Annotated in this window: 21 protein-coding genes and 1 pseudogene; 13 read left to right on the forward strand and 9 right to left on the reverse strand. The window is 72.3% G+C overall.

The window, feature by feature from the left end; genetic code table 11:
* Positions 1–104: 104 nt before the first annotated feature.
* From AB0J04_RS28230 to AB0J04_RS28260, 7 genes are all read left to right on the forward strand, one after another.
* On the forward strand, positions 105–566 hold the full coding sequence (locus AB0J04_RS28230; RefSeq protein WP_363171372.1) for a hypothetical protein: 462 nt from the start codon (positions 105–107) through the stop codon (positions 564–566).
* A gap of 56 nt (positions 567–622) precedes the next feature.
* Positions 623–1,012: a hypothetical protein gene (locus AB0J04_RS28235; RefSeq protein ID WP_363171373.1), complete on the forward strand. Its 390-nt coding sequence runs from the start codon at positions 623–625 to the stop codon at positions 1,010–1,012.
* A 170-nt stretch (positions 1,013–1,182) separates the two neighbouring features.
* On the forward strand, positions 1,183–1,782 hold the full coding sequence (locus tag AB0J04_RS28240) for a hypothetical protein (RefSeq protein WP_363171374.1): 600 nt from the start codon (positions 1,183–1,185) through the stop codon (positions 1,780–1,782).
* Between the two features lie 2 nt (positions 1,783–1,784).
* Positions 1,785–3,065: a peptidoglycan-binding domain-containing protein gene (locus AB0J04_RS28245; RefSeq protein ID WP_363171375.1), complete on the forward strand. Its 1,281-nt coding sequence runs from the start codon at positions 1,785–1,787 to the stop codon at positions 3,063–3,065.
* The gene (locus tag AB0J04_RS28250; RefSeq protein WP_363171376.1) at positions 3,062–3,760 is read left to right on the forward strand and encodes an ABC transporter ATP-binding protein; all 699 of its coding nucleotides are present in this window, start codon (positions 3,062–3,064) and stop codon (positions 3,758–3,760) included. Before AB0J04_RS28245 ends, AB0J04_RS28250 begins: the two co-directional genes overlap by 4 nt.
* Before the next feature lie 143 nt (positions 3,761–3,903).
* Positions 3,904–5,085, forward strand: coding sequence for an ABC transporter permease (locus AB0J04_RS28255; RefSeq protein ID WP_363171417.1), 1,182 nt, complete (start codon positions 3,904–3,906; stop codon positions 5,083–5,085).
* A gap of 201 nt (positions 5,086–5,286) precedes the next feature.
* Entirely contained in the window at positions 5,287–6,030 is a 744-nt protein-coding gene (locus tag AB0J04_RS28260) for a flavodoxin family protein (RefSeq protein ID WP_363171377.1), read from the forward strand.
* A 224-nt stretch (positions 6,031–6,254) separates the two neighbouring features.
* On the opposite strand, the gene AB0J04_RS28265 is transcribed toward AB0J04_RS28260, so the two are convergent.
* Entirely contained in the window at positions 6,255–7,616 is a 1,362-nt protein-coding gene (locus tag AB0J04_RS28265; RefSeq protein ID WP_363171378.1) for a DUF3533 domain-containing protein, read from the reverse strand.
* Between the two features lie 158 nt (positions 7,617–7,774).
* Between AB0J04_RS28265 and AB0J04_RS28270 the strand changes: the two genes are divergently transcribed.
* Entirely contained in the window at positions 7,775–8,752 is a 978-nt protein-coding gene (locus tag AB0J04_RS28270; RefSeq protein ID WP_363171379.1) for a TAXI family TRAP transporter solute-binding subunit, read from the forward strand.
* Between the two features lie 23 nt (positions 8,753–8,775).
* Here AB0J04_RS28270 and AB0J04_RS28275 read toward each other — a convergent pair whose 3' ends face one another.
* The 4 genes from AB0J04_RS28275 to AB0J04_RS28290 are packed head-to-tail and all read right to left on the reverse strand — an operon-like array spanning position 8,776 to position 12,870.
* Positions 8,776–9,234, reverse strand: coding sequence for a MarR family transcriptional regulator (locus AB0J04_RS28275; RefSeq protein WP_363171380.1), 459 nt, complete (start codon positions 9,232–9,234; stop codon positions 8,776–8,778).
* 59 nt (positions 9,235–9,293) lie between these two features.
* Positions 9,294–11,840 (reverse strand): FtsX-like permease family protein, encoded by a 2,547-nt coding sequence (locus AB0J04_RS28280; protein WP_363171381.1) that lies wholly within the window; start codon positions 11,838–11,840, stop codon positions 9,294–9,296.
* A 5-nt stretch (positions 11,841–11,845) separates the two neighbouring features.
* The gene (locus tag AB0J04_RS28285; protein WP_363171382.1) at positions 11,846–12,601 is read right to left on the reverse strand and encodes an ABC transporter ATP-binding protein; all 756 of its coding nucleotides are present in this window, start codon (positions 12,599–12,601) and stop codon (positions 11,846–11,848) included.
* Between the two features lie 29 nt (positions 12,602–12,630).
* Entirely contained in the window at positions 12,631–12,870 is a 240-nt protein-coding gene (locus AB0J04_RS28290; protein ID WP_363171383.1) for a hypothetical protein, read from the reverse strand.
* A gap of 246 nt (positions 12,871–13,116) precedes the next feature.
* On the opposite strand from AB0J04_RS28290, the gene AB0J04_RS28295 reads away from it, so the two are divergent.
* The 3 genes from AB0J04_RS28295 to AB0J04_RS28305 all read left to right on the forward strand — a co-directional run bounded on the left by AB0J04_RS28295 (position 13,117) and on the right by AB0J04_RS28305 (position 16,524).
* A complete protein-coding gene (locus AB0J04_RS28295; RefSeq protein ID WP_363171384.1) occupies positions 13,117–14,394 on the forward strand; it encodes a sensor domain-containing protein in 1,278 nt (425 codons plus the stop codon).
* A gap of 57 nt (positions 14,395–14,451) precedes the next feature.
* Complete coding sequence (locus AB0J04_RS28300; RefSeq protein ID WP_363171385.1) at positions 14,452–15,111, forward strand: response regulator transcription factor; 660 nt, start codon at positions 14,452–14,454, stop codon at positions 15,109–15,111.
* A gap of 189 nt (positions 15,112–15,300) precedes the next feature.
* Positions 15,301–16,524 (forward strand): serine hydrolase domain-containing protein, encoded by a 1,224-nt coding sequence (locus AB0J04_RS28305; protein ID WP_363171386.1) that lies wholly within the window; start codon positions 15,301–15,303, stop codon positions 16,522–16,524.
* Positions 16,525–16,552: 28 nt separating this feature from the next.
* Here the strand turns inward: AB0J04_RS28305 and AB0J04_RS28310 are convergent.
* Both AB0J04_RS28310 and AB0J04_RS28315 read right to left on the reverse strand, forming a co-directional pair.
* Positions 16,553–17,110, reverse strand: a pseudogene (locus tag AB0J04_RS28310) (DNA alkylation repair protein); the annotation flags it as partial.
* A gap of 71 nt (positions 17,111–17,181) precedes the next feature.
* The gene (locus AB0J04_RS28315; RefSeq protein ID WP_363171387.1) at positions 17,182–18,315 is read right to left on the reverse strand and encodes a mucin-1; all 1,134 of its coding nucleotides are present in this window, start codon (positions 18,313–18,315) and stop codon (positions 17,182–17,184) included.
* Positions 18,316–18,368: 53 nt separating this feature from the next.
* Here AB0J04_RS28315 and AB0J04_RS28320 point away from each other — a divergent pair, with 53 nt between their 5' ends.
* A complete protein-coding gene (locus AB0J04_RS28320) occupies positions 18,369–18,506 on the forward strand; it encodes a hypothetical protein (RefSeq protein WP_363171388.1) in 138 nt (45 codons plus the stop codon).
* Between the two features lies 1 nt (position 18,507).
* Positions 18,508–19,368: a carbohydrate ABC transporter permease gene (locus AB0J04_RS28325; RefSeq protein WP_363171389.1), complete on the forward strand. Its 861-nt coding sequence runs from the start codon at positions 18,508–18,510 to the stop codon at positions 19,366–19,368.
* Positions 19,369–19,381: 13 nt separating this feature from the next.
* On the opposite strand, the gene AB0J04_RS28330 is transcribed toward AB0J04_RS28325, so the two are convergent.
* The gene (locus tag AB0J04_RS28330; protein WP_363171390.1) at positions 19,382–19,759 is read right to left on the reverse strand and encodes a hypothetical protein; all 378 of its coding nucleotides are present in this window, start codon (positions 19,757–19,759) and stop codon (positions 19,382–19,384) included.
* Positions 19,760–19,923: 164 nt separating this feature from the next.
* On the reverse strand, positions 19,924–21,435 hold the full coding sequence (locus AB0J04_RS28335) for a glycoside hydrolase family 6 protein (protein WP_363171391.1): 1,512 nt from the start codon (positions 21,433–21,435) through the stop codon (positions 19,924–19,926).
* Positions 21,436–21,591: the final 156 nt, after the last annotated feature.

The raw sequence follows: 21,591 nt of genomic DNA on the forward strand, positions 1-21,591 counted from the left end.
AGTACGTCCAGTACGAGGACTTCCGGCCGGCACACCGAGAGCACGCACCAGACGCCGCTCCTTGACGGGCAAACGTTGCCTGCCGCGGCACTAGCCTGTGGCGCATGCACCAGCCCCGAAGGCGCGACCGGCGCTTGAGTCGCCGTACGCAGGCGGAGCCGACCCGGCGCCAGGCTGCCCGGCTCACGCTCGCGGGGGCCGATGTGATGCTGGTCGGCTACTTCTCCGCGAAGGAGAAGGACTTCGCGACGCTCATGGCGTCAGCGGCCACGGAACTGGGGGCGCGCGGCGCTCGGGTCGTCGGGCAGATCGTGCAGCGACGGGGCGTTTCGGACGGCGGGGCCCAGAAGATGGGCCTGCCCTTTTCCTCACGGACTCTGCTGAGCTACGGAAAGGTTCGCGAGGTGGCCGAGGGATGCGAGCAGGCCGACGCCGACGCGGCAGTCTTCGTCGCCTCTTTGACCGAGCGCCAGCGGCGCGCGCTGACAGCGCTGCTGGGCTGCCCCGCTGTGAGTCTTTCCGACGTCCTGGCCGCCGATCCGTACGCAAAGATGTCCACGATTTGATCGACGGCGGACGCGAAGCGCTGTCACGATGACCGGCGATCGGAATGGAGTCGCTGATGCTGTGGGGCGTGTTCATCCTGGCGGGCTTGCTTGCGCTGGCCGTTCGGTATGTCTGGCTGGCGGTACGCGTGTGGAGGGAACCGGAGCGTGCCCCGGACGCCGCGCTGTCGCTGAGCACACGCATCGGGATCGGGGGAGGGTGGGCCCTGACGCGTGGGGTCGTGGTCCTGGCCGCCCACTGGGTCTTCATGGCGATCGCCGTGATCGCGGCGACCGTCGGAGAGGGAGCCTCCGGCGACGGCAGGCCGGCCGAGCCCTGGATGGTGATCGCGCTGTCGGGAGCTGCCGGAGTCCTGTCGTGCTGGCTGCTGATGGTCCCGATAGCGATTTTCAACAGGCCCCGATTCCTGGTGGTCCCCTACCTGCGCGACCGGCGGCGGCTCTGAGAGGGCGCTGACGGTCCGGGCCCGGTTCCGGGGCGCCTTCGCGACGGGGCCGACGGCCGACAGCCGCATGATCGGCTGACAGGTTCTTCAAAGGTTCTTCATCATCTCCGCTCTACGGTCGGCCTGCCCGTCGCGTTCGCCGACGGTTCGACAGGAGAGTGGGAGAACCAATGACGACTGATCGGGTATTGCCGGCCGTGGTGGCCTCGATCGTCGCCTTCGCGCTGGCCGGCTGCGGCAGCGGCGACGGTGACTCAAAGGTGCCGACGGCCGGCGGTGGGAGCTCGTCCGCCTCGGCCACGACGACGGGCGAGCAGGGCGGCGGCGACGAAGTGGCCGCGTACGTGAAGGCACAGCGGGACTGGGTGCGGTGTCTGCGGGACAACGGCGTCGACGCGCCGGACCCGGACGAGAAGGGCCAGGTCGACTTCGGCGGCGGCGACGGAGCGCGGGCGCTGAAGAAGGATCCGAAATTCCTCGACGCGTCGCAGAAGTGCGCCGACAAGCAGGCCACTGTTCCCGAGAGCATCGAGGACGCCAACCGGCCCGAGCTCACCGCCGCGCAGATCAAGGTCGCGCGGGACTTCGCCGCCTGTATGCAGAAGAACGGCGCCCCCGACTACCCGGACCCCGGCCCCGACGGCTACCAGAGGAATGACAACTCGGGCATCCCCGAGTGGGACCAGAGCTCGGCCGGTGCGCAGCGCGCGACGCGCGTCTGCGCGCCGATCTCCGGCAACCCGACGAACCAGCCCCCGGCCAAGGGCTGAAGATGACGGAGACAGTGACGCGGGTCGACGACGCGGACGGGACGACTCCCGCGCCGCCTCCGCCTCCGTCGCGCCGCAGACGCAGGCGGCGCACGGTGCTGATCGCCTCGGCCGTCGTCGTCGTGGCGGCGGTCGCCGTGGTCGGCGCGCTCGGGCTCGGCGGCGGCGAGGACGAGGGGGCGAGTGTTCTGCCCCGGACAGGGGCCGTCGTATCGGTGACGCGGGAGACGCTGACCGAACGCACCACGGTGGAAGGCAAGTTGGGCTACGGCACGGAACTGCCGCTGCCGGTCAAGGCGACCGGGACCGTGACCTGGCTGCCCGAGCAGGGCGCGACGGTGGAGCGCGGCGACGAGTTGCTCCGGGTCGACGACCGGCCGGTGATCCTGATGTACGGATCGCTGCCGATGTACCGGAGCCTGGGGCCGGCCCCCCAGGAGGACGAGCAGGACGCGGCGGACGACCAGGACGCGGGCGGGCGGCAGCCGAGCGCCGGGGACGGCAAGTCCCCGAGCTCCTCCGGTTCACCGGCGCCGGAGGGTGCCGGAACCGGCGGGGACACCGATGTCTCCCAGACGTCGAGCGAACTGTGGGGCATGGATGTCATGCAGTTCGAAACCAATCTGGCCGCCCTGGGACACACTGGTTTCACGGTGGACGAGCGATTCACCGACGGCACCGCAGCGGCGGTCAGACGCTGGCAGAAGTCGCTCGGACTGGCCGAGACGGGCACGGTCGGGGTGGGCGACGTCATCTACTCCGCCGGAAAGGCAAGGATCGGCTCGGCCGGCGCCCGGCTCGGGTCGGCGGCCGGGGAGAACACCCTCGCGTACACCGGTACCTCCCGGAAGGTGATCGTCGACGCCTCCGCAGCGGACGCCTCGTGGGCCGTACGCGGGTCCGCCGTCACGGTCGAACTGCCCGACGGCACACCCGTGAAGGGCAGGGTGGCGTCGGTGGGCAAGCAGGCGACCACGCCGGAGGGAGGGGAGGGCGGCTCGGGCAGGACCGCCACGATTCCCGTGACCATCACCATGGAGGACCAGAAGACCATAGGCCGGTTGGAGAGCGGCCCGGTGACGGTCGAGTACGTGGGCAACGAGGCCAAGGACGTACTGGCCGTCCCGGTCGCCGCGCTGGTCGCCCTCGCCGAGGGCGGGCACGGCCTGGAGACCGCGGACGGCCGGTTCGTCGCCGTGCGGACCGGACTCTTCGCCGACGGCGACGTGGAGGTCAGCGGTCCCACGGTCCGCGAGGGCATGAAGGTGAGGATCCCGGAGTGACGGCGGTCGTGGAGTTCGACGCGGTCTCCAAGGCCTACCCCGGAGGCGTGGTGGCGGTACGGGACGTGAGTCTGCGCATCGGACGGGGCGAACTGGTCGCGATCGTCGGTCCGTCCGGCTCCGGGAAGTCGAGCATGCTCCACCTCATGGGCAGCCTCGACCACCCCTCCGCCGGTCGGGTCCTGGTCGACGGCCACGACGTGGCGAGCCTGTCGGACCGGGAGGTCTCCGCGCTGCGGGCCACCCGGATCGGCTTCGTCTTCCAGCAGTTCCACCTCTCGGTCGGCGTGTGCGTACTGGACTCGGTGGCGGACGGCCTGCTCTACGCGGGCGTGCCGATACGCCGCCGCCGTGCCAAGGCGGCGGCCGCGCTGGCCCGGGTCGGGCTCAGCCACCGTGTGCACCACCTGCCGCACCAGCTCTCCGGCGGCGAGCGCCAGCGCGTCGCGGTCGCCCGGGCGGTGGTCGGGGGACCCTCGGTGTTGCTGGCGGACGAGCCGACCGGAAACCTCGACTCGGCGTCGGGCACGACCGTCCTCACCCTGCTGCGGGAGTTGAACGCCGCCGGCACGACCGTCGTCGTCATCACCCATGACCGTGACATCGCGGCCGGGCTGCCGCGCCGCATCGAGATGCACGACGGCCGTCTGGTCGCCGACACGGCACAGAGCACGACGATCGGGGCGCCTCGGTGACGGACCGCACGACGAACTCCTCCGGGCAGGCCCCGGACCCTCGTCCCACGGCGGCCGGGGCCCCGGATTCGGAGACCCTGGAGTTCCGCGCCCGGGCGCCCACGTCCTCGGACACCACCGCTCCGGTCCCGGAGCCGGCGCGGCTGCGCGCCGCGCGGCTCCGTCCCGTGGACGTCGTACGGCTCGGCGGCACCGGCCTGCGGACTCGTCCGCTGCGGGTCTTCCTCTCCGCGCTCGGCATCGCCATCGGTGTCGCCGCGATGATCGCGGTGGTCGGCATCTCCGGCTCCGGGCGGGCGGAGGTCGACCGTCGGCTCGACGCCCTCGGCACGAATCTCCTGCGGGTCGCCCCGGGCCGGACCCTCGCCGGCGACGAGGCCGAGCTTCCCCCGGAGTCCGTGGCGATGATCCGCCGTGTTCCCCCGGTGCGACAGGTCGCCGCCACCGGCGAGACCGGGGCGAACGTCTACCGCAACGAACGCATCGCCGTCGGCCGCACCGGCTCCCTGCACGTCCTGGCGGCCGGCGCCGATCTGCTGCCGGCCGTCGGCGGACAGGTCGGCAAGGGGCGCTGGCTGGACACAGCGACGCAGGAGTACCCGGCGGTGGTCCTCGGCTCGACCGCCGCCCGGCGGCTCGACGTGTACACCCCCGGCACGCGGGTCTGGCTCGGCGAACGCTGGTTCTCGCTGATCGGCGTCCTCGATCCGGTACCGCTCGCACCGGAGATCGACAGCGCCGCTCTGGTCGGCTGGTCGGCGGCCGAGAGGTATCTCCGCTTCGACGGCCACCCCTCGACGGTGTACGTCCGCGCCGAGGACAGCCAGGTCACGTCCGTACGGTCGGTGCTGGCGGCCACGGCGTACCCCGAGAAGCCCGGCGAGGTGCAGGTCTCCCGCCCCTCGGACGCTCTCGCTGCCCGCGAGGCCGCTGAGTCGGCGCTGACCGGCCTGCTGCTCGGCCTCGGCGGTGTGGCACTCCTGGTCGGCGGGGTCGGGGTCGGCAACACCATGGTCATCTCGGTCCTGGAACGCCGCTCCGAGATCGGCCTGCGCCGTGCCCTGGGCGCGACGCGGGGGCAGATCCGCACGCAGTTCGTCACGGAGTCCCTGCTGCTGTCGCTGATCGGCGGGCTCGGCGGAACGGCGCTCGGCACGCTGATCACGGCCGGATACGCCCTCAGCCGCGACTGGCCGACGGTCGTCCCGGCGTGGGCGAGCGCGGCGGGCATCGGTTCGACGCTCGTCATCGGCATGATCGCCGGCCTGTATCCGGCGGTCCGGGCCAGCAGGCTGTCACCGACGGAGGCACTGTCCGGCACCTGAGCCGACCGGAACCAGTGACCTTTCGTACGGTGACAAAGCGGCCGGCAACTCCCGCCCAGGTCCGGCCCCTTCTTCAGGATCCTGGATACGGCCGCCCGAGTCGGTCCGCATCGCTGAGGAGAGTCGGGCGGGGACAAACGGAGATCCGCGCGAGACGCTGCCGGTGAGCCTTCCCGTCCCGCCTCATGTGAGGAGCCCGCCATGGCAGCATCGCCGTCCGCCGTCCGCCCCGCCGACGACGCCTACCGCTTCGACGACCTGACCGCCCTGTTCGTCAACTGCACCCTGAAGCCGTCGCCGCAGCAGAGCCACACCCAGGGACTGGTCGACAAGAGCCGCGCGATCATGGAAGCGCGCGGCGTCGCCACGGACGAGTTCCGGGCCGTCGACCACGACATCGCGACCGGCGTCTACCCGGACATGACCGAGCACGGCTTCGCCACCGACGCCTGGCCGGCCCTGTACGAGCGGGTGATGGCCGCGGACATCCTCGTGCTGGCCGGGCCCATCTGGCTGGGCGACAACAGCTCGGTGACGAAGAAGGTGGTCGAACGGCTCTACGGCTGTTCCGGTCTCCTCAACTCCCAGGGCCAGTACGCCTATTACGGCCGTGTCGGCGGCTGCCTGATCACCGGCAACGAGGACGGCGTCAAGCACTGCGCGATGAACGTCCTCTACAGCCTCCAGCACCTCGGCTACACGATCCCGCCGCAGGCCGACGCCGGCTGGATCGGCCCCGCGGGCCCCGGACCGTCGTACCTCGACCCCGGCTCGGGCGGCCCGGAGAACGACTTCACCAACCGCAACACCGCCTTCATGACCTGGAACCTGATGCACACGGCGGCCCTCCTCAAGCGCGCGGGCGGCTTCCCGGCCCACGGCAACCAGCGCTCCGAGTGGGACGCGGGCTGCCGCCTCGACGCCCCGAATCCCGACTACCGCTGATCGACACCGGGCAGCCGGTTCCGGGGCGTGACACCTCGGAGCAGGGCGAAGTCGCCGTGACGCCGAGGGCGGCGCAGCCGGATGCCGTCTCCGTGGCCGCGCCGCCCGTTGGCCCTCGCGAGGGCCGGACGCGGCCGCCGGTGGTGCCGTCCCCTGCTCCTGGCGGCCGTCCCGTGCTCCATGCGGCACGGGAGACTGTGGTGCTGTGGTGCTGGGTGCTGTGGTTACGCGGTCGCCGTGGCCTCGGCGTGCTCCGCGTCGTTCTCGCGGTGGAGGAAGTGCCGCAGCCGGGTGAGGGCGTGCGGGTGGATGCGGTGCCAGCCCTTGTGGTCGTAGAGCCAGGTCACGCCGAAGCCGACGACGAGGGCGGTCAGGGTTCCGACGCCCACCGTGGTCCAGGCGCGGTCGAGTCCCGCGGCGCCCTGCGCGTCGAAGTAGATGATGGCGCGGACACCGTCGGTGAAAGCTCGCTGTGGTTCGAACATGGCGAGGAACCGCCAGAACGGGGGCATCGCGTTCAGCGGGATCGCGCCGCCCGAGGTGGGGATGGAGGCCGCGATGAAGAAGATCACGCCGATGAGGACGCCAGGACCGCCCAGCACGGCCAGCATGGCCAGGGCGCCGATGCCCACCGCTGCGATCGCCGCGGTGCTGAACAGCCACAGCGTCAGCGAATTCGGCAGGTCGAGATGGAGGGCCCACGTGGACATCGCCAGGATCGTGGCGGACAGGATCGGGGCGACGCCGACCATGATCAGGCACTTGGCCAGCAGGGTCTGGCGTCGGTTGATGCGCTGGGGAGCGACGACGTGTCGCTTGGGCCCGAGTTCGTTCGGGCTGTAACCGAGGCTGCCGTCGAGCGCCGCGTGCAGGAGGTTCGCGCCGAGGAAGCCGGAGAGCATCAGCAGGATCGCGTAGAAGAACGCGGTCATGCCCATCCCGGTGCGCTCACCCAGGGGTGCTCCCGGCGCCGAGGCGATGGTGATCGGGTCCTTCAGCAGGGCCTGATTGGCGGCGGGCACCTCGGCTCCGGCCTTCAGGCCCTGCTGCAGGGCCCCCTCGGCGGCACCCGAGGACGCGGCCTGGACCGAGTTCGTGGCGATCTTCTCGCCGATCGAGGCCGCCATGGCCCCCGAACCGTGGTTGGTCAGGATCGTGACCTCGGGCTTCTCGGGGTGAGTGCCCATGAGGCTGAGCATCTTGGCGCTGTAGTCCGACGGCAGGACGATCGCCGAGAACAGCTCGTTCCGTCCGATCGCCTTCTTCGCGGCCTCCAGGGAAGTGAACGTCTTCCACTCCACCTGCTTGTGGGGCTTCTGCGGTCGAGCGGCTATGCCCTCCACGACCTTGTTGCCGATGTTCACGGGCGGGGCCTGTCCCTTGGCGGCCCCCCTGTCCAGGCTGACCAGACCGATGGGGGCGTCCCGCAGGTCGGCGCCGGGGTTCGCGATGCTGCCGTTGAAGAGCAGCGTGATGAGGGTGAGAGCGATCGTGAGCAGCACGGCCGGCGGCAGCCACAGCTTGGGTGTGCGCAGCAGGCGGACGGCGGTGACGTGCGCCGAGTGGTCGGTGGGCGTGGAAGGCATGTGTCGGTTCCTGATTTCCTGGTCTCCCGATGAGTCTAAAACTATAGCTCTAACACTAGATCGCACCACCGGTTCGACGGCAAGCTTTACGGTGAGTGAATCTAGTCATATAGGTATATGTGTAGATTTATCTCTCGTGCATCAGGACAGGAGTCGTCATGAGTTCATCCGCCACGCCCGGGGACCGGCCTGCCGAGCCGAAGATCGAGCGCTCTCTCACGCTGCATCTTCGCGGTGACGGGGGCGCGGCCGACCTGCATCGGGTCTGCGGCTGGATCGCCGAGGAGCTGGCGGACCGCTGTGGGCCGCGCACCCGGATCGCCACCTGGAACGGCCCCGGCCGCAGCGACGCCGTCCGGGCCGTGGGCAGGGGCGAGGTGCAGGTGGCCCTGGCCGCCCCCGCCGCCTTCACGGTCGTGGCGCTGGAGGGGAGCGGTGTCTACGCGGACGAGTCCTACCCCGACCTGCGGGCCGTGGGGGTGGTGCCCCGGCGCAACCGTCTGGTGGTGGCCGTGCACAGGGACCTCGGAATCGCCGCCTTCGCCGAACTGCGCGAGCGCAAGCCGGCCCTGCGGCTCGCCACCTCCCTCAACGACGGCGAACACCACGTGGGCCTGGCCGCGCACGAGGTGTTGACCCGCTCGGGGGTCGACGTCATCGGATGGGGCGGCGAACTGCTCGAGAACGAGCGGCCGTTCGAGTCGCTGGCCCATGTGAAGGAAGGCCGGGCGAACGCCGTCGTCCAGGAGACGGTCATGCTGCCGCAGCGGCAGGAGATCGGCCGCGACCTGAACTTCCTCGAGATCGAGGAGGACGTCCTGACCGGTCTCTACGAGGACTTCTGCTGGCCGGCGGCGACCATGGCGGACGACTGCCTCCCCGGCCGGGGAGGCTTGCGCACCCTCGACCTCTCCGACTTCCTGGTGCTCACCCGCGCCGATCTCGCAGGCGACGTCGCCTACGCCGTCGCATGGATCCTGGGGGAGCGGCGGCACGTGCTCGACGGTCGGCACCACCACCCGGACCCGGAGCGCGGCCCGGTCACCGGTCCCGTCGACCCCGCCGCCATGGGCCGGACCCCCGTCCCCCTGCACACCGGAGCCGCCCGCTACTACCGGGCGCTGCCCGCGTCATGACGCGGGCGCCCCGACGCGCCGCCTCACTTCTGCGGAGAGGCGAGCGTCTGCGCGAGTTCCCACAGGTCGGGGATCGCGTCGATGATGCGCTGGGAAGCCTCCGGCGGCAGCTGCTCCAGAACCTCGGTGATCGCCTCGTTGAGGCTCTCGTTCACCTCGCTGATCGCCGTGTGCATCTTGTCTGTGGGATGCAGCTCCACATAACGCTTGTCCTGGGTGTTGGTACGGCGTTCGAGGTAGCCGTCCCGGGCGAGTTGAGTGACGAGTGTGCTGACGTTGTTGGGCTGCATGCGCAGTGTGGTCGCGACCCCGCGGACGCTGATGCCCGGCTGGCTCTCGACCAGCCGCAGCACTTCGACCTGGGCGAGCGGGCGCCTTGTCTCGCCGATGGGAGGCGCCTGTCGCTGGTTCAGAACCCGGTGCAGCGTCCAGATCACTCGGATCAGCTGCACGGGGTGTTCCTGCCTGGGAAGCTCGCTCACCCCCTCAGGCTACTTCTAGCCCTAGAGCTTTCGCTGTGCGCGGCACCGCGACTTCACGGCTACTGACGGTCGGCGAGGGCGTGGACCGGTGCGGTGCGCAGCGCCCGGCGGGTGGGGAGCTCGACGGTCAGGAAGGCCAGGGCGACGATCGTGAGGACCAGGGCGGGCAGCAGCCAGACCGGGCCCGCGGGCCAGGGGCGGCCCAGGAACCCCACGCCCAGCAGGGCGAGCGGAACCGCCGACAGCGCCAGGCCGGCGCCGAGCGCGGCGGCCGCGATCATCGCGGCCTCGCGGCGCATCATCACGCGGACCTGGCGCGGCGTGGTGCCGTTGAGGCGGAGGGTGGCCAGTTCGGTGCGGCGCTGAGTCGTGGCGGCGACGATCTTGTTGGCGATGCTGAGGAGCAGATAGCCGAGGAGCACGACGATGAGGGCCAGGTTCATCCAGACCTCGGGCGGGGCGTCGCTCAGTCCGCCGTCGGCGGTGTCGGCGGCGGGCCCGACGGCCAGGCCCGGCCGGGACGCGGCGAGGGCGGCGAGGCCGCGGCTCGCCGCGGCGCTGCCGTCGGTGCGGACCAGGATGCTCTGGTCGAGACCCGTGGTCGTATGACCGGCGGCGACGTCCCTGGAGAGCACGACCGAACCGAAGCCGAGGCCGCGGCCGTACACCGCGGCGACCCGGGCGGTGACGCGGGTGCCGTCGCCGAGGACCAGGGTCACCGAGCGGCCCGGTTCCGCGCCGCGCGAGGCGGCGACGTCCGAGCTGACGGCGATCGTGTCGCCGGTGAGCCCGGTCAGGCTGCCGGACTCCACGTCCAGGTCGAGGACGTTCGCCGCGTCCGGGGTCAGGATCATCGCCGAGCCGGACTCCACCTGCTCGTCGCCGAACATCCGGTAGGGCCACACCACCGTCGTCGAACTGACCGGAGCCGCGGCCCGCACGCCCTCGGTCCGGCGAACGGCGGTCAGCGCGTCGGCGGGCAGGCCGCCGAGGCCCGGTGCGGTCAGCCGCTGCTGGGCGAGGGTGCCGTCGCGGGTCTGCTGCGCGGTGGCGGTCAGCACGGTGGTCTGCGCGAGGGTGTACGTCAGCACGAACACCACGGCCATGGCGAGGGTGCTGATGATGCCCGCGAGGCGCAGCGCGTAGCCGCGCACGTTGGACACGGCCAGCCAAGTCGGCGCGGAACCACCGGACTTCAGCCCCCGGGCCAGCGTGTCGCCGATGCCCCGGACGAGGGCGGGTCCGGCCATCGCCAGGCCGATCGCCCCGAGGATGCCCGCGATCGAGGTGGCGGAGGCGCCGATGAGCGTGCGGGAGAAGAGCGGCGCGGTGGACAGGGTGGTCGCGGCGACGATGGTCAACAGGCCCGCCCCGGTGCGGAACTTCGACGGGTTGCGGGGTTCGCTGCGCGACTCCGCGACCGCCTCGGTGGCCGGCAGGCGCGAGGTGCGCCAGGCCGCGCCGCGCGCCGACGCCTGCACGGCGATGCCCAGGAGGAGGACCGTGGCGAGCGCGGGCAGCGGGCTGAGGCTCAGCGGCAGGCCGTCCGGCAGGACCCCGCGGTCCGCCAACCGGCTCCGGAACTCGCCCGCCAGCAGATAGCCGACGGCGATGCCGGGTGCGGCGGCCACGACCGCGATGACGGAGGCCTGGGCGGCGGCGAGCCGGCGGATCTGCTTCGGGGTCGCCCCGACCGCCCGCATCAGGGCCAGGTCACGCCGCTGCCCGGAGATCGACACCGCCAGCGCGCTCGCCGTCACGAACCCGGTGATGAGCAGGATGATCCCGGACAGCGAACCGGCCAGGAGGATGAGCAGGGAGCGCGCCGCGCCCGCGCCGACCGCCGCGAGGTCGCCCCGGTCGTCGCCGGTGGCGACCACCAGCCCCATGCCGGTCACCTGCCCCCGGATGTCGGCGGCGACCGCGTCGGCGTCCGCTCCCGGCTCGATCCGCAGGGCGATCAGATCGACGGTCCCCGAGCGGGGCGGGCCGTCCCGACCGGACAGCTGTGCGGCCGTCGCGTCGGCGAAGAAGATCCCGGCGCCCGGAGCGTCGACCACCGCCGACACGCGGTGGACGGCGGCGGGCCGGCCGGCCGCCACGACCTTGACGCGGTCGCCCACCCCGACGCCCGCGGCGGCGGCCGTCGCGCTGTCCACGGCGATCTCGTCCACGCCCGCCGGCCGGCTGCCGTCGACCCGCGGGTCCCGCAGCAGCCCGGTCGACGACCAGCCGTGGCCCGCCGTCCCGGGGTCCTCGGTCGGGACGACGGCCCCCCGGCCGTCGACCAGCGCGGCGGGGAAGCCGATGTCCCCGACCGCCGTGGCGACACCCGGCCGCCCCGCCAACGCGTCGACCAGCTTCGCCGGGACGCGGCCGCGCTCCGGGAGGGCGATCGGCAGGTCGGCTGCGTGGCGGTAGTTCTGGTCGGCCGAGACGACGACGTCCGCGTCGGCCAGCCGCCCGGCCGGAAGGTGGGAACGCAGCCCGGACTCGGCCAGCACTCCGGTGGCGGTGATCAGGGCCGCGCCGCCGAGCACCGCGCAGGCCACGGCCAGCAGCGCGGCGATGCGCTGCCCGGCCATCCGTATCGCGAGAGTGAACATCGTTGCTACACCCTTCCGAGGGCGACGAGACGGCTCGCCAGATCGGGGGCCGTGGGCCGGTCGAGGGTCTCGACCACCCGGCCGTCGGCCATCACCAGCGCCCGGTGCGCCTGAGCGGCGGCCGCCGGATCGTGGGTGACCATCACGACCGTCTGGCCCAGTTCGTCGACGATCTCCCGCAGCAGGCCCAGCACCTCGTGCGCGCTGTGCAGATCCAGCGCGCCGGTCGGCTCGTCCGCGAACACGACGGCCGGTCGGGCCACCAACGCCCGTACGATGGCGGCCCGTTGCTGCTGACCGCCGGAGAGCTCGGCCGGCCGGTGCGCGAGCCGTCCCGCCAGCCCGACCCGGTCGATCAGCGCCCGCAGCCACTCCTGGTCGGGCGCCCGGCCCGCAAGCCGCAGCGGCAGCGTGATGTTGTCCGCGATGCTGAGCGAGGGGACCAGGTTGTACGACTGGAAGACGAACCCGATGTGCTCGCGGCGCAGTTCGGTACGGCGCGTCTCGTTCAGCCCGGCGATCTCGCGGCCGGCGATCCGGATGCTGCCCGAGGTGGGGGAGTCCAGTCCGGCGGCGCAGTGCATCAGGGTGCTCTTGCCCGACCCGGACGGCCCCATCACCGCCAGGAACGTGCCGCGCCGGACGGTGAGAGTCACGTCGTCGAGGGCGCGGACGTCCCCCGGATACGTCTTGCTGACCTGCGTCAGCGCGATGGCGGGCGGCGGCTGGTGCGCCGTCCCCGGGGCCGTCCCCTCAGACATCGGGCGGCCGGCGCCCGCGACAGCCGCGTTCATCGACGGCCCCGCAGCCGCTGCGCGACGAGCCCGGCGACGCAGAGCACGGTGACCGCGCCGATCGCCACGTGGATCTGGGTCGAGGCGGCGGCGTACGAGGCGACGGTGTTGCCGACCGCGCTGATCACCAGCACCGCCCACAGCAGGACACGCACCACGTCCGCGCCGGTCACGCCGGGTGCGGGCGCCTCAGAGGAGTGGGGGGTGGTGAGGTGGTAGGGGTCGGTGTACGTCATCGGGTGTTCCTCCGCCGCAGTCTTCGGGGATCCGGGACCGCCTGTCCGGCCGGCCCCGCTGTCATGCCCGAACGCTATGGATCAGCGGCCCTCGCGGCCGACCCCGCCTGCCGCCCGGTTCGGGGTACAGCAGGCTGTACCTCCGGGGTCCGCACGCGGGTTCCGCAGTGCGGGGCCGCGTCGAAGTGGGATCCGGTCCGGCGGCGAACTCGGCCGCACTCTAAGGTCGTTGGCGAAAGGGGGCCGATGAGGACCCAGCGAGAAGAGACGACCGACCGGCGGACCGGGATCAAAGCCGTCGCCCGCCAGACCGTCGGCGCCGCCGTCGCCGCGCTCGAACAGCTCGCCGGCGCCCTCGGCACCGCCCTGCCGGCGTCGGCCCTGCTGGCCGCTCTGGCGCTCGCCGCGGTGCTGTCGCCGCTCGGCGTGGGGCTGCTCCTGGCGCCCGCCGTACTGCGTGCCCTGCACGCCCTCGCCGCGCGGGAACGCGGCCGGCTCGGCCGCTCCGGCCCCGAGGTCATCGCCCCCGGTCCGGCGCCGATCCGGCTGCGGCTCGCACTGGTCGACCCCACCACCCGGCGGGAGCTGCGCTGGCTGGCGCGCCACGCGACGCTGGGGCTCCTGCTGAGCCTGATCGCCGTCGTGCTTCCGCTCTTCGCGCTCCGCGACCTCCTCTATCCGCTGTACTGGCAGCTGATACCGCAGGACACGGCCCCGGCTTCCTGGCCGGCCGGGAACGCGGCCGCGCACTCCTGGCCCGCCGCCCTCGCGGTGGCCCTGACGAGCCTGGCCTGGATCGCCGTCCTCGTGGGCCTCACCCCCGGCATGGCCCGGTTGCAGGCGGGGCCCGGACGCCGGCTGCTCGCGGCCGGCCCCGACACGGACCTGTCCCTGCGCGTCGCGGAGCTCACCGCCACCCGGGCCGCCGCCCTGGACGCCCACGCGGCCGAACTGCGCCGCATCGAGCGCTCGCTGCACGACGGCACCCAGAACCGGATCGTCAGCGTCACCGTGCTGGTCGGCGCCGCCCGCCGCATGGTGACCCGCGACCCGGCCGGCGCCGAGGAACTCCTCGAACGCGCCCAGAGCGCCGCCGAACAGGCGCTGGCCGAACTGCGCTCGGTCTCCCGGAGCATCCTGCCGCCCGTACTGGACGACCGCGGTCTCGAAGGCGCACTGAGCGGACTGGCCGCCGACTGCCCGGTGCCCTGCCGCATCGACGTCGAGGCGCCCGAGCGCCGTGCCGCCTCCGTGGAGGCCACGGCCTACTTCGTCGTGGCCGAGGCGCTGACCAACGTCGCCAAGCACAGCCAGGCCGCGCACGCCACCGTCACGGTCCGCAGCCGCGGCGGCCGGCTGCGGGTGCGGATCACCGACGACGGCCGCGGCGGCGCGGACGAGGGCGGCGGCTCCGGACTCACCGGCATCCGCCGCCGGATCGCGGCACACGACGGCACCCTCTTTGTGAGCAGCCCGCCAGGCGGCCCCACCGTCGTCGCGGTGGAACTGCCCTGCGGATCCTGACCCACGCTCAACACCGCCCGCCCGTACGGGCCTTGACGATTCCCAAGGTGAACTTTCATGCGGATAGTGATTGCCGAGGACGACCCGCTGCTGCGCGAGGGGCTGGCCCTGCTGCTGCGCGCCGAGGGCCTCGACGTCGTGGCCACCGCCGGGACCGCCGACGCGGCCCTGGAGGCCATCGACGAGCACAAGCCCGACGTGGCCATCTTCGACGTCCGGATGCCGCCGACCCACACCGACGAGGGGATCGTCGCCGCGGTCGAGGCCAGACGCCGCCGGCCCGACCTGGCGGTCCTGGTGCTGTCCGCGTACGTCGAGCAGTCCTTCGCGACCGAACTGCTCGGCAGCGGCGTGGGCCGTCTCGGATACCTCCTGAAGGAACGGGTCGGCCGGGTCGAGGAGTTCCTCGACGCGCTGCGGCGCGTGGCGGACGGCGGCACCGCCATCGACCCCGAGGTCGTCGCCCAGTTGTTCACCCGCAGCCGCCGGGACAGCAGGCTGGAGCGGCTCAGCCCCCGGGAGCAGGACGTACTCGCCCTGATGGCCGAGGGGTTGGGCAACAGCGCCGTCGCCGAACGGCTCGTCGTCACGGACGGCGCCGTCCACAAGCACATCCGCAGCATCTTCGCCAAGCTCGACCTGTCGCCCACCGACCAGGTCGACCGGCGGGTGGCCGCGGTGCTGCGCTACCTGGAGGACGTGCAGCGCCGGAACTGACGGCACGTCAACTGTCGGGCCGGGTGAGTGCGGGAGGTACAGCTGGCTGTACCGGGGTACGGGGGGCAGCACCACCGGGAACAGGCCCGCTGGCCTGATCGTCCGTCACAGGCGGAGTCCCTAGCGTGGTGGTCGCACCGCGAGGGCGGTGCGAAGACCGCGTCACCCACCGCAAGGAGCCAGCGCCTGATGAACGCCACGACCACCGCCAGGACCCGGATCGCCTCCCGCATAGTGGCCGCGAGCGTGGTGGCCGCGCTGGCCGGCACCGCCACCATGACGGGCGCGGCAGCGCACGAGTCGGCGTCCGCGACGAAGTCGACACCTCTCGACCAGCCCGCGCAGGGCGGGAAACTGCAGGACGCGGTGGACGCGATCATGAAGACCGGCACCGTCGGCGTCGTGGCCGAGTCGACGGACCCGCGCGGCCACCGCTACGCCACCGCCGGGGTGACCGACACCGCCACCGGGGCCCCGGTGCGCCCCGGCGACCGGTTCCGCATGGCCAGCGCCACCAAGACCTTCGTCGCCACCGTGGTGCTGCAACTGGTCGGCGAGGGACGGCTGTCGCTGGACGACACCGTCGAGAAGTGGCTGCCGGGAGTCGTCTCCGGCAACGGCAACGACGGCAGCAAGGTCACCGTACGCCAGTTGCTCCAGCACACCAGCGGGCTGTTCAACTACACGGCGGACTTCCCCCTGCTCGCCGACGTGGACGGCTTCCAGGCCAACCGGTACAAGACCTGGACCGACGAACAGCTCGTCGCCATCGCGATGAGGCACAAGCCGGACTTCGAGCCCGGCACCAAGTGGTCGTACTCGAACACGGGCTACATCCTCGCCGGAATGATCATCGAGCGGGTCACCGGCGACACCTGGCAGCAGGAGGTGACCCGGCGCATCGTCCGGCCGCTGGGCATGCGCCACACCACCGCGCCGACCACGGACATCAGGATCCCCGGCCGCCATCTGCACGGCTACTCCGACTTCGGCGGCTCCGGCGAGACGATCGACACCACCGAGTTCAACCCCACTGCCGGGGGCGCGGCCGGCGCCATGATCGGCACGACCGCCGACCTGACCCGCTTCTACGCGGCCCTTCTGGGCGGCCGGCTGCTGCACCCGGCCGAGCTGGCCGAGATGAAGACGACCGTGCCAACCCCCGACCTGGACGTCGTATGGCCCGGCGCGGGCTACGGTCTCGGCCTGCTGCGGGTCCCCCTCAGCTGCGGCGGCTCCTACTACAGCCACCCCGGCGACCTCCCCGGCTACACCACCCGCGACGGCATCAGCGAGGACGGCCGCAAGATCGTGGTCCTGAACACCACCGGCGACGGTGCCCGCGACCTCTCCACCGAGCAGGCCCAGAACGCCCTCGTCGACCGGGAACTCTGCGCCCCGCGCAAGCAGTGACCGAGGATCGGGCCCGAGGGCGCGCCGATCAGGCCACCGGCTGGTCGTGCCGCCGGCGCACCATCTCGGTGATCCAGGTGGGCGCGAACGGCGACGTGCAGCCCGGGGACGTCGGGTAGTCCTTGAGCACCTCGAGGCGCTCACCGATGTCGATCGCGCGGGTGCGGTGCTCGGGGTGCTCGATCCCGATCTGAGCCAGGCAGTGGTTCATCGCCCACTGGAGGCGGTCCGGGGCATCCTTCAGCTCCGCCTCGATGACGTCGAGGAGCCCCGCGAGGTCCAGGCCCGCGGGCTTCTTCGCCACCCGCTCGGTGGTCAGCGCCCAGCCGGCGCTCGCGACCACCGGATCGGGATCGGCGAACCAGACCGGACGCAGCTCTTCGGCGTGCGGGCTCTTCTTCACCACGTGGTTCACGAGCCAGTCGTGCACCTTCGGCGTGCGCGCCCGGCGCAGCATGCCGTCCAGCTCGTCACGCTCGAACGCCTTGGGCCGGCAGATCAGGAGCGCCAGCAGCTTCGCCGCGGTGTCGTCCGTCGCCCAGAGCCCGCGGGCCAGGTCCTGCTGCGTCTTCAGCCGCTTCGCGAGCGTCGCCCAGGCGCTGATCCGCTCCGGCCAGGATCCGGCGCTGGCCGCTCCCGCGAAAGCGTGAACCGAGGTCAGCGGCTGCGGAGGGGGAGATCCGGGTTGCCCGGCCAGACGGCGGACGCGTCGTCGCGGTGGGGGTCGGGCAGGCGGACGGGGCGGACGGGGACGGGGCGTTCGCGTCCGTCCGCGACGGCCGTCCACGGGGCCGGGTGGCCGGAGTAGCTCGCGGTGGACAGGACGAATACCCCGTCGGCGTACACCTCGACGTACTCGCCGACGGTGAGGATGCGCAGGGCGGCCGCGGGTTCGGCCAGCACCGCCCGGCCGAGCGGGGCGCCGTCGAGCCCGGTGACCACGAGTTCCCTGCCGTCGCAGCCGACCACGAGGGCGGGGCTGCCGCCACCGGGTGCGTCGGTGCGCAGGGTGACCTCGACGCGTCCGGACACGCCGATGTCGCCGACCGCGTGCAGAGCGGCCTCGTCGCTCTCCTCGCCGAGCCAGGCGTCCAGGCCCGGCCACCACTCCAGACGCGGCGCCGCGCCCGCGGGCGTGACCAGCAGTTTCGGCTGCGCGAGCATGCCGCGGCAGCGGTCGCCCGCGTCGGTGAGGCCGACGCGGCGCGGGGTGGTGTGCAGGACGACGCGGGAGCCGTCGAGCGCGGCGATGACGCGGGGGGCGTAGGCGCCGGACGGGCCGAGGGGGCCGCGGCGGGTCCAGGGGCCGCGCAGGCCGGGCGCGGTCCAGGCCTCGAAGCCCCGGCTCGCGCCGATGGAGCCGAGCAGCAGCCAGCTGCCGTCGTCGAGGCGTTCCAGGACCGGGCACTCCAGTTCGTCGACGTCGCCGGGCGAGACGAGCGGCGGATGGACGGTCCAGTGCTCCAGGTCGTCGGAGGTGGCCCAGGCGACACCGCCGCTGACCTCCACCGGCAGGGAGGCGTCACTGGCGCAGACGACCATCACCCAGCCGTCCGACTCGTCGTCGCGGACGACGAACGGGTCGCGCCAGCCTATGCGTTCGCCGGTCCGGTACCAGCGCGGGTCCGCCTCGGCGACCGGCCCGGCGCCGTGGCGGCGCCAGCCGGTGCCGTCGGTGCGGTCGGAGTACGCGAGGCCGACGGACTGGAGGGGCCAGCCCTCGGGGGTGAGGCCCACGACGCCGGTGTAGAACATCGCCATCCCCGCGCCGCCGTGCCGGAAGGGGTGCATGGTCCAGACGGCCTGCTGGCGGCGGCCTCGACGAGGACGCCACCCGCACCGTGATGTACCAGGCCGTCACCACCGCCTTCGACCAGAACAACATCGGCCAGGCGTCCGCGATCACCGTCGTCTTCTTCCTGGTCGTCGTGGTCCTGACCCTCGTCCAGCGCCGAGTCGTCCGCCCCGGAAACGAGGACTGACATGAGTACGAGCATGAGCGCGGGGACGACCCGTCCGCGACTGCGCCGGTTCCTCGACTACGCCGTGCTGAGCGTGCTGGCGTTCGTCTTCGCGCTGCCGGTGATCTACCTGTTCCTGGGCAGCCTCAAGCCCTCCGACGAGGTACTGAACGGCCTGTCCGGCTTCCTCCCCACCCACCTGTCCTTCGACAACTACTCCGCCGTGTTCGACGCCCTCGACTCCGACAGCACCGGCTACTTCTGGCGCTTCATGGGTGTCTCGCTGCTGCTGGCGTTCGTCGTGGTGACCGGCGGACTGTTCGTCAACTCGATGGCGGCGTACGGACTTTCGCGGCTGAAGTGGTGTGGACGGGAGGCGGTCTTCCCCCTCGTCCTGCTGCTGATGCTGGTGCCGTTCGAGTCGGTCGCCGTGCCGCTGTTCTACCTGTTCAACGACCAGCGGAACACGCTCCTCATCCAGGCGCTCCCGTTCATCGCCAACGCCTTCTCCATCTACCAGCTCCACACGTTCTTCCGCACGATCCCGCCGAGCATCGAGGAAGCCGCCCGCATCGACGGCGCCGGACCGTGGCGCACCTTCTTCGCCGTCATCGTGCCCATGTCGAAGCCGGCGTTCGCGTCGGTCGCGATCCTCACCTTCCTCACCCAGTGGGGCTCCTTCCTGTGGCCGGTCCTGATGGTCTCCGACCCCTCGGTCCGCCCGCTCCCGATGGAGATGAGCGTCTTCCAGGGACAACTGCCCCCGGACTGGGGTCAGATCCTCGCCTTCGGCGTCCTTCTGGTCCTGCCCGTGCTCGTGGTGTTCGCGTTCTTCCAGCGCTGGTTCGTCCAGGGCGTGGCCAGCTCCGCGGTCAAGGGATGACAGGCGTCTGGCCCTAACCGGCGGAGCAGAGGCCGTTGATCGGGCAGAACATCACCCAGGTGAAGTTGTAGCCGGTCCGGACGGTCACGGGATTCGGCGTGGGACCGTCGTTGACGACGGATCCCGGGTCGGGGGTGGCGGTGAAGGCGACCGTGGTGCCGACCTCGAAGGTCGCGGTGCAGGGGCCGCTCGGGTAAGGCTGTGGCTGGTCCTCCGCGTACGGGTCCCATGCCGACGTATGGCAGTTGATCCCGGCAGGCCGGCTGGTGACGGTCCCGCCGCCCCAGCCGTCGGTGACCCACGGACAGCTCGGCGGTGGACTGAGCCTGAGCCGGCGCTGCGGAGGCGATCGCGGCGGCCGTGGCGAGTGCGGTGACGACTCCCGCCGCACGCCGGGCGCCGATTCTGTTCTTCCTCATGGGAGGCTCCTCGGATCGGACCGGATCGACCCCTTCGACCAGCCTATTCGCCTCCCCCGGGACCTGCTGCAGGAGGGCGTTCGGCGCGGCGGCCCCTCCGGACCGCCGCCGCGCCGCGCCGCCGTCGTGGGCGTGTTCAGTCGCCGTCGATCAGTGCCTCCGCCAGTTCCGGGGAGAACCGGCCGGCCGACGGCGAGCCCGTGGGGCAGTGGGCCGGGTCGTCGCCGTCCGAGTCGCCCGGGTTCTTGATCCACAGCAGGTACTCGGCGCCGCCCTCACCGGCCCGGGAGGTCGCACCGAGTCTGCGCCCGGCCGGGTTGCAGAAGCCGACGTGGCCGCTGCTCGGCGCACCGGGGATCACATAACCGCCGTTGCCGTTGCGGGAGGTGTCCACCACCCACCGTACGGTGACGCCGAAGTCGGCCTGGAGCCGGGCGGCCAGCCGGCCGGCGTAGTCGTTGGAGACGGCGGTCGAGTCGAAGTTGGAGACGTTGACCGAGACCCCGCCGGCGAGCGCCGCGCCGGAGCGGTTGAGCAGCTCGGCCATCTTCGCCAGGCCGATCCCCTGGGCGCCGGTGGTGGTGTCTCCGAGGGTCCAGGCGGCGTTGCCCGCGTCCAGATAGGTCCGCACGAACCCGCCCTGTTCCCGCAGCCGTTGGTTGGCGTACCAGAGCATGTCGAAACGTGCCTCCGCGCCGCCCTGCATACAGGCGTCGTCGGCGGCCTGGGCCACCGCGTCGGGCTCCAGGACCACGATCGCGGGGCGGCCGCCGATGCCACGCGCGAACTTCGACATCCACGCCTTGTACAGCTCGGGGGAGCCGGCCCCGCCCGAGGAGGCTCCGCCGCAGTCACGGCCGGGGATGTCATAGGCGACCAGCACGGGCAGCCGGCCCTGTGCGGCGGCCGCGCCGACGTAGTCGCTCACCTCCGCCTCTATGGCGGTCGCGCCGTTGCCGTCGGCGTCCCAGTCGCCGTACCACTTCACCGTGTTGTGGTCGGCGATCGCCGTCTCGATCTTGGCGACGCGACCGTCCTGCGCGTTGTCCCGCACCCAGGTCGCCGCGTTGTTCGCCGGGTCGGTGTAGAAGCCCTCGCGGGCGGTGGAGGTGGTGAGCGAGACGTTGTCCAGCACGATGTCGGTGGCGAGCGGCTGACCGCCGAGCTGGAAGGTGATCTGCCCGGTGGCCTGCACGGTGGAGGTGAACGTCCACTGGAAGTGCCGGCTGGTGGTACCGAGGGCGACGGTCCGGTCCAGCGGTGCGGTGTAGGGGTCGACGCCCAGCTGCACGGTGGTCCGGATGTTCGCCGCTGCCGAGGACCGGGCGTCGAAGGACAGGGTGTACGCGACGCCCTGGCGCAGCTCGACGCCGTCCTGCCCGATCACCGCGTCCCACGGGTCGGCCGTCCCGGTGCCGACGGAGGCCAGCAGCGCTCCGCCGGAGGGCGCGACGGAGGCGTTCGGGGAGTTCCACCAGTCGGCGGTGTCGGTGGTGAAGGTCCCGTTCCGCGCCAGTTCCCCGTAGACGGCGTGGGCCTCGGCGGCCCGGGCCGCCGGCGCCGGACCCGCCGGCGGCACGGCGGCCGCCAGCAGGGCGGCGGTCAGGAAGGGAGCGGCGGCCGTGAACGGCCGTGGTGTCACACGCATGGTCAGAATCCCTCTGCAACCCTCTGTGTCTCGGCTCGCCGAAGCCGACCGAACACGGCGGAGGGAGCACCGGACGGTCCCCCCCGTGCACTTGGTCGTCTCCAGGCTCACGGCCCACTCTGGAAGCACTGGGTGATCGCGGTCAACTCGGGGACG

Source organism: Streptomyces sp. NPDC050263, assembly GCF_040655955.1.
GTDB lineage: Bacteria > Actinomycetota > Actinomycetes > Streptomycetales > Streptomycetaceae > Streptomyces.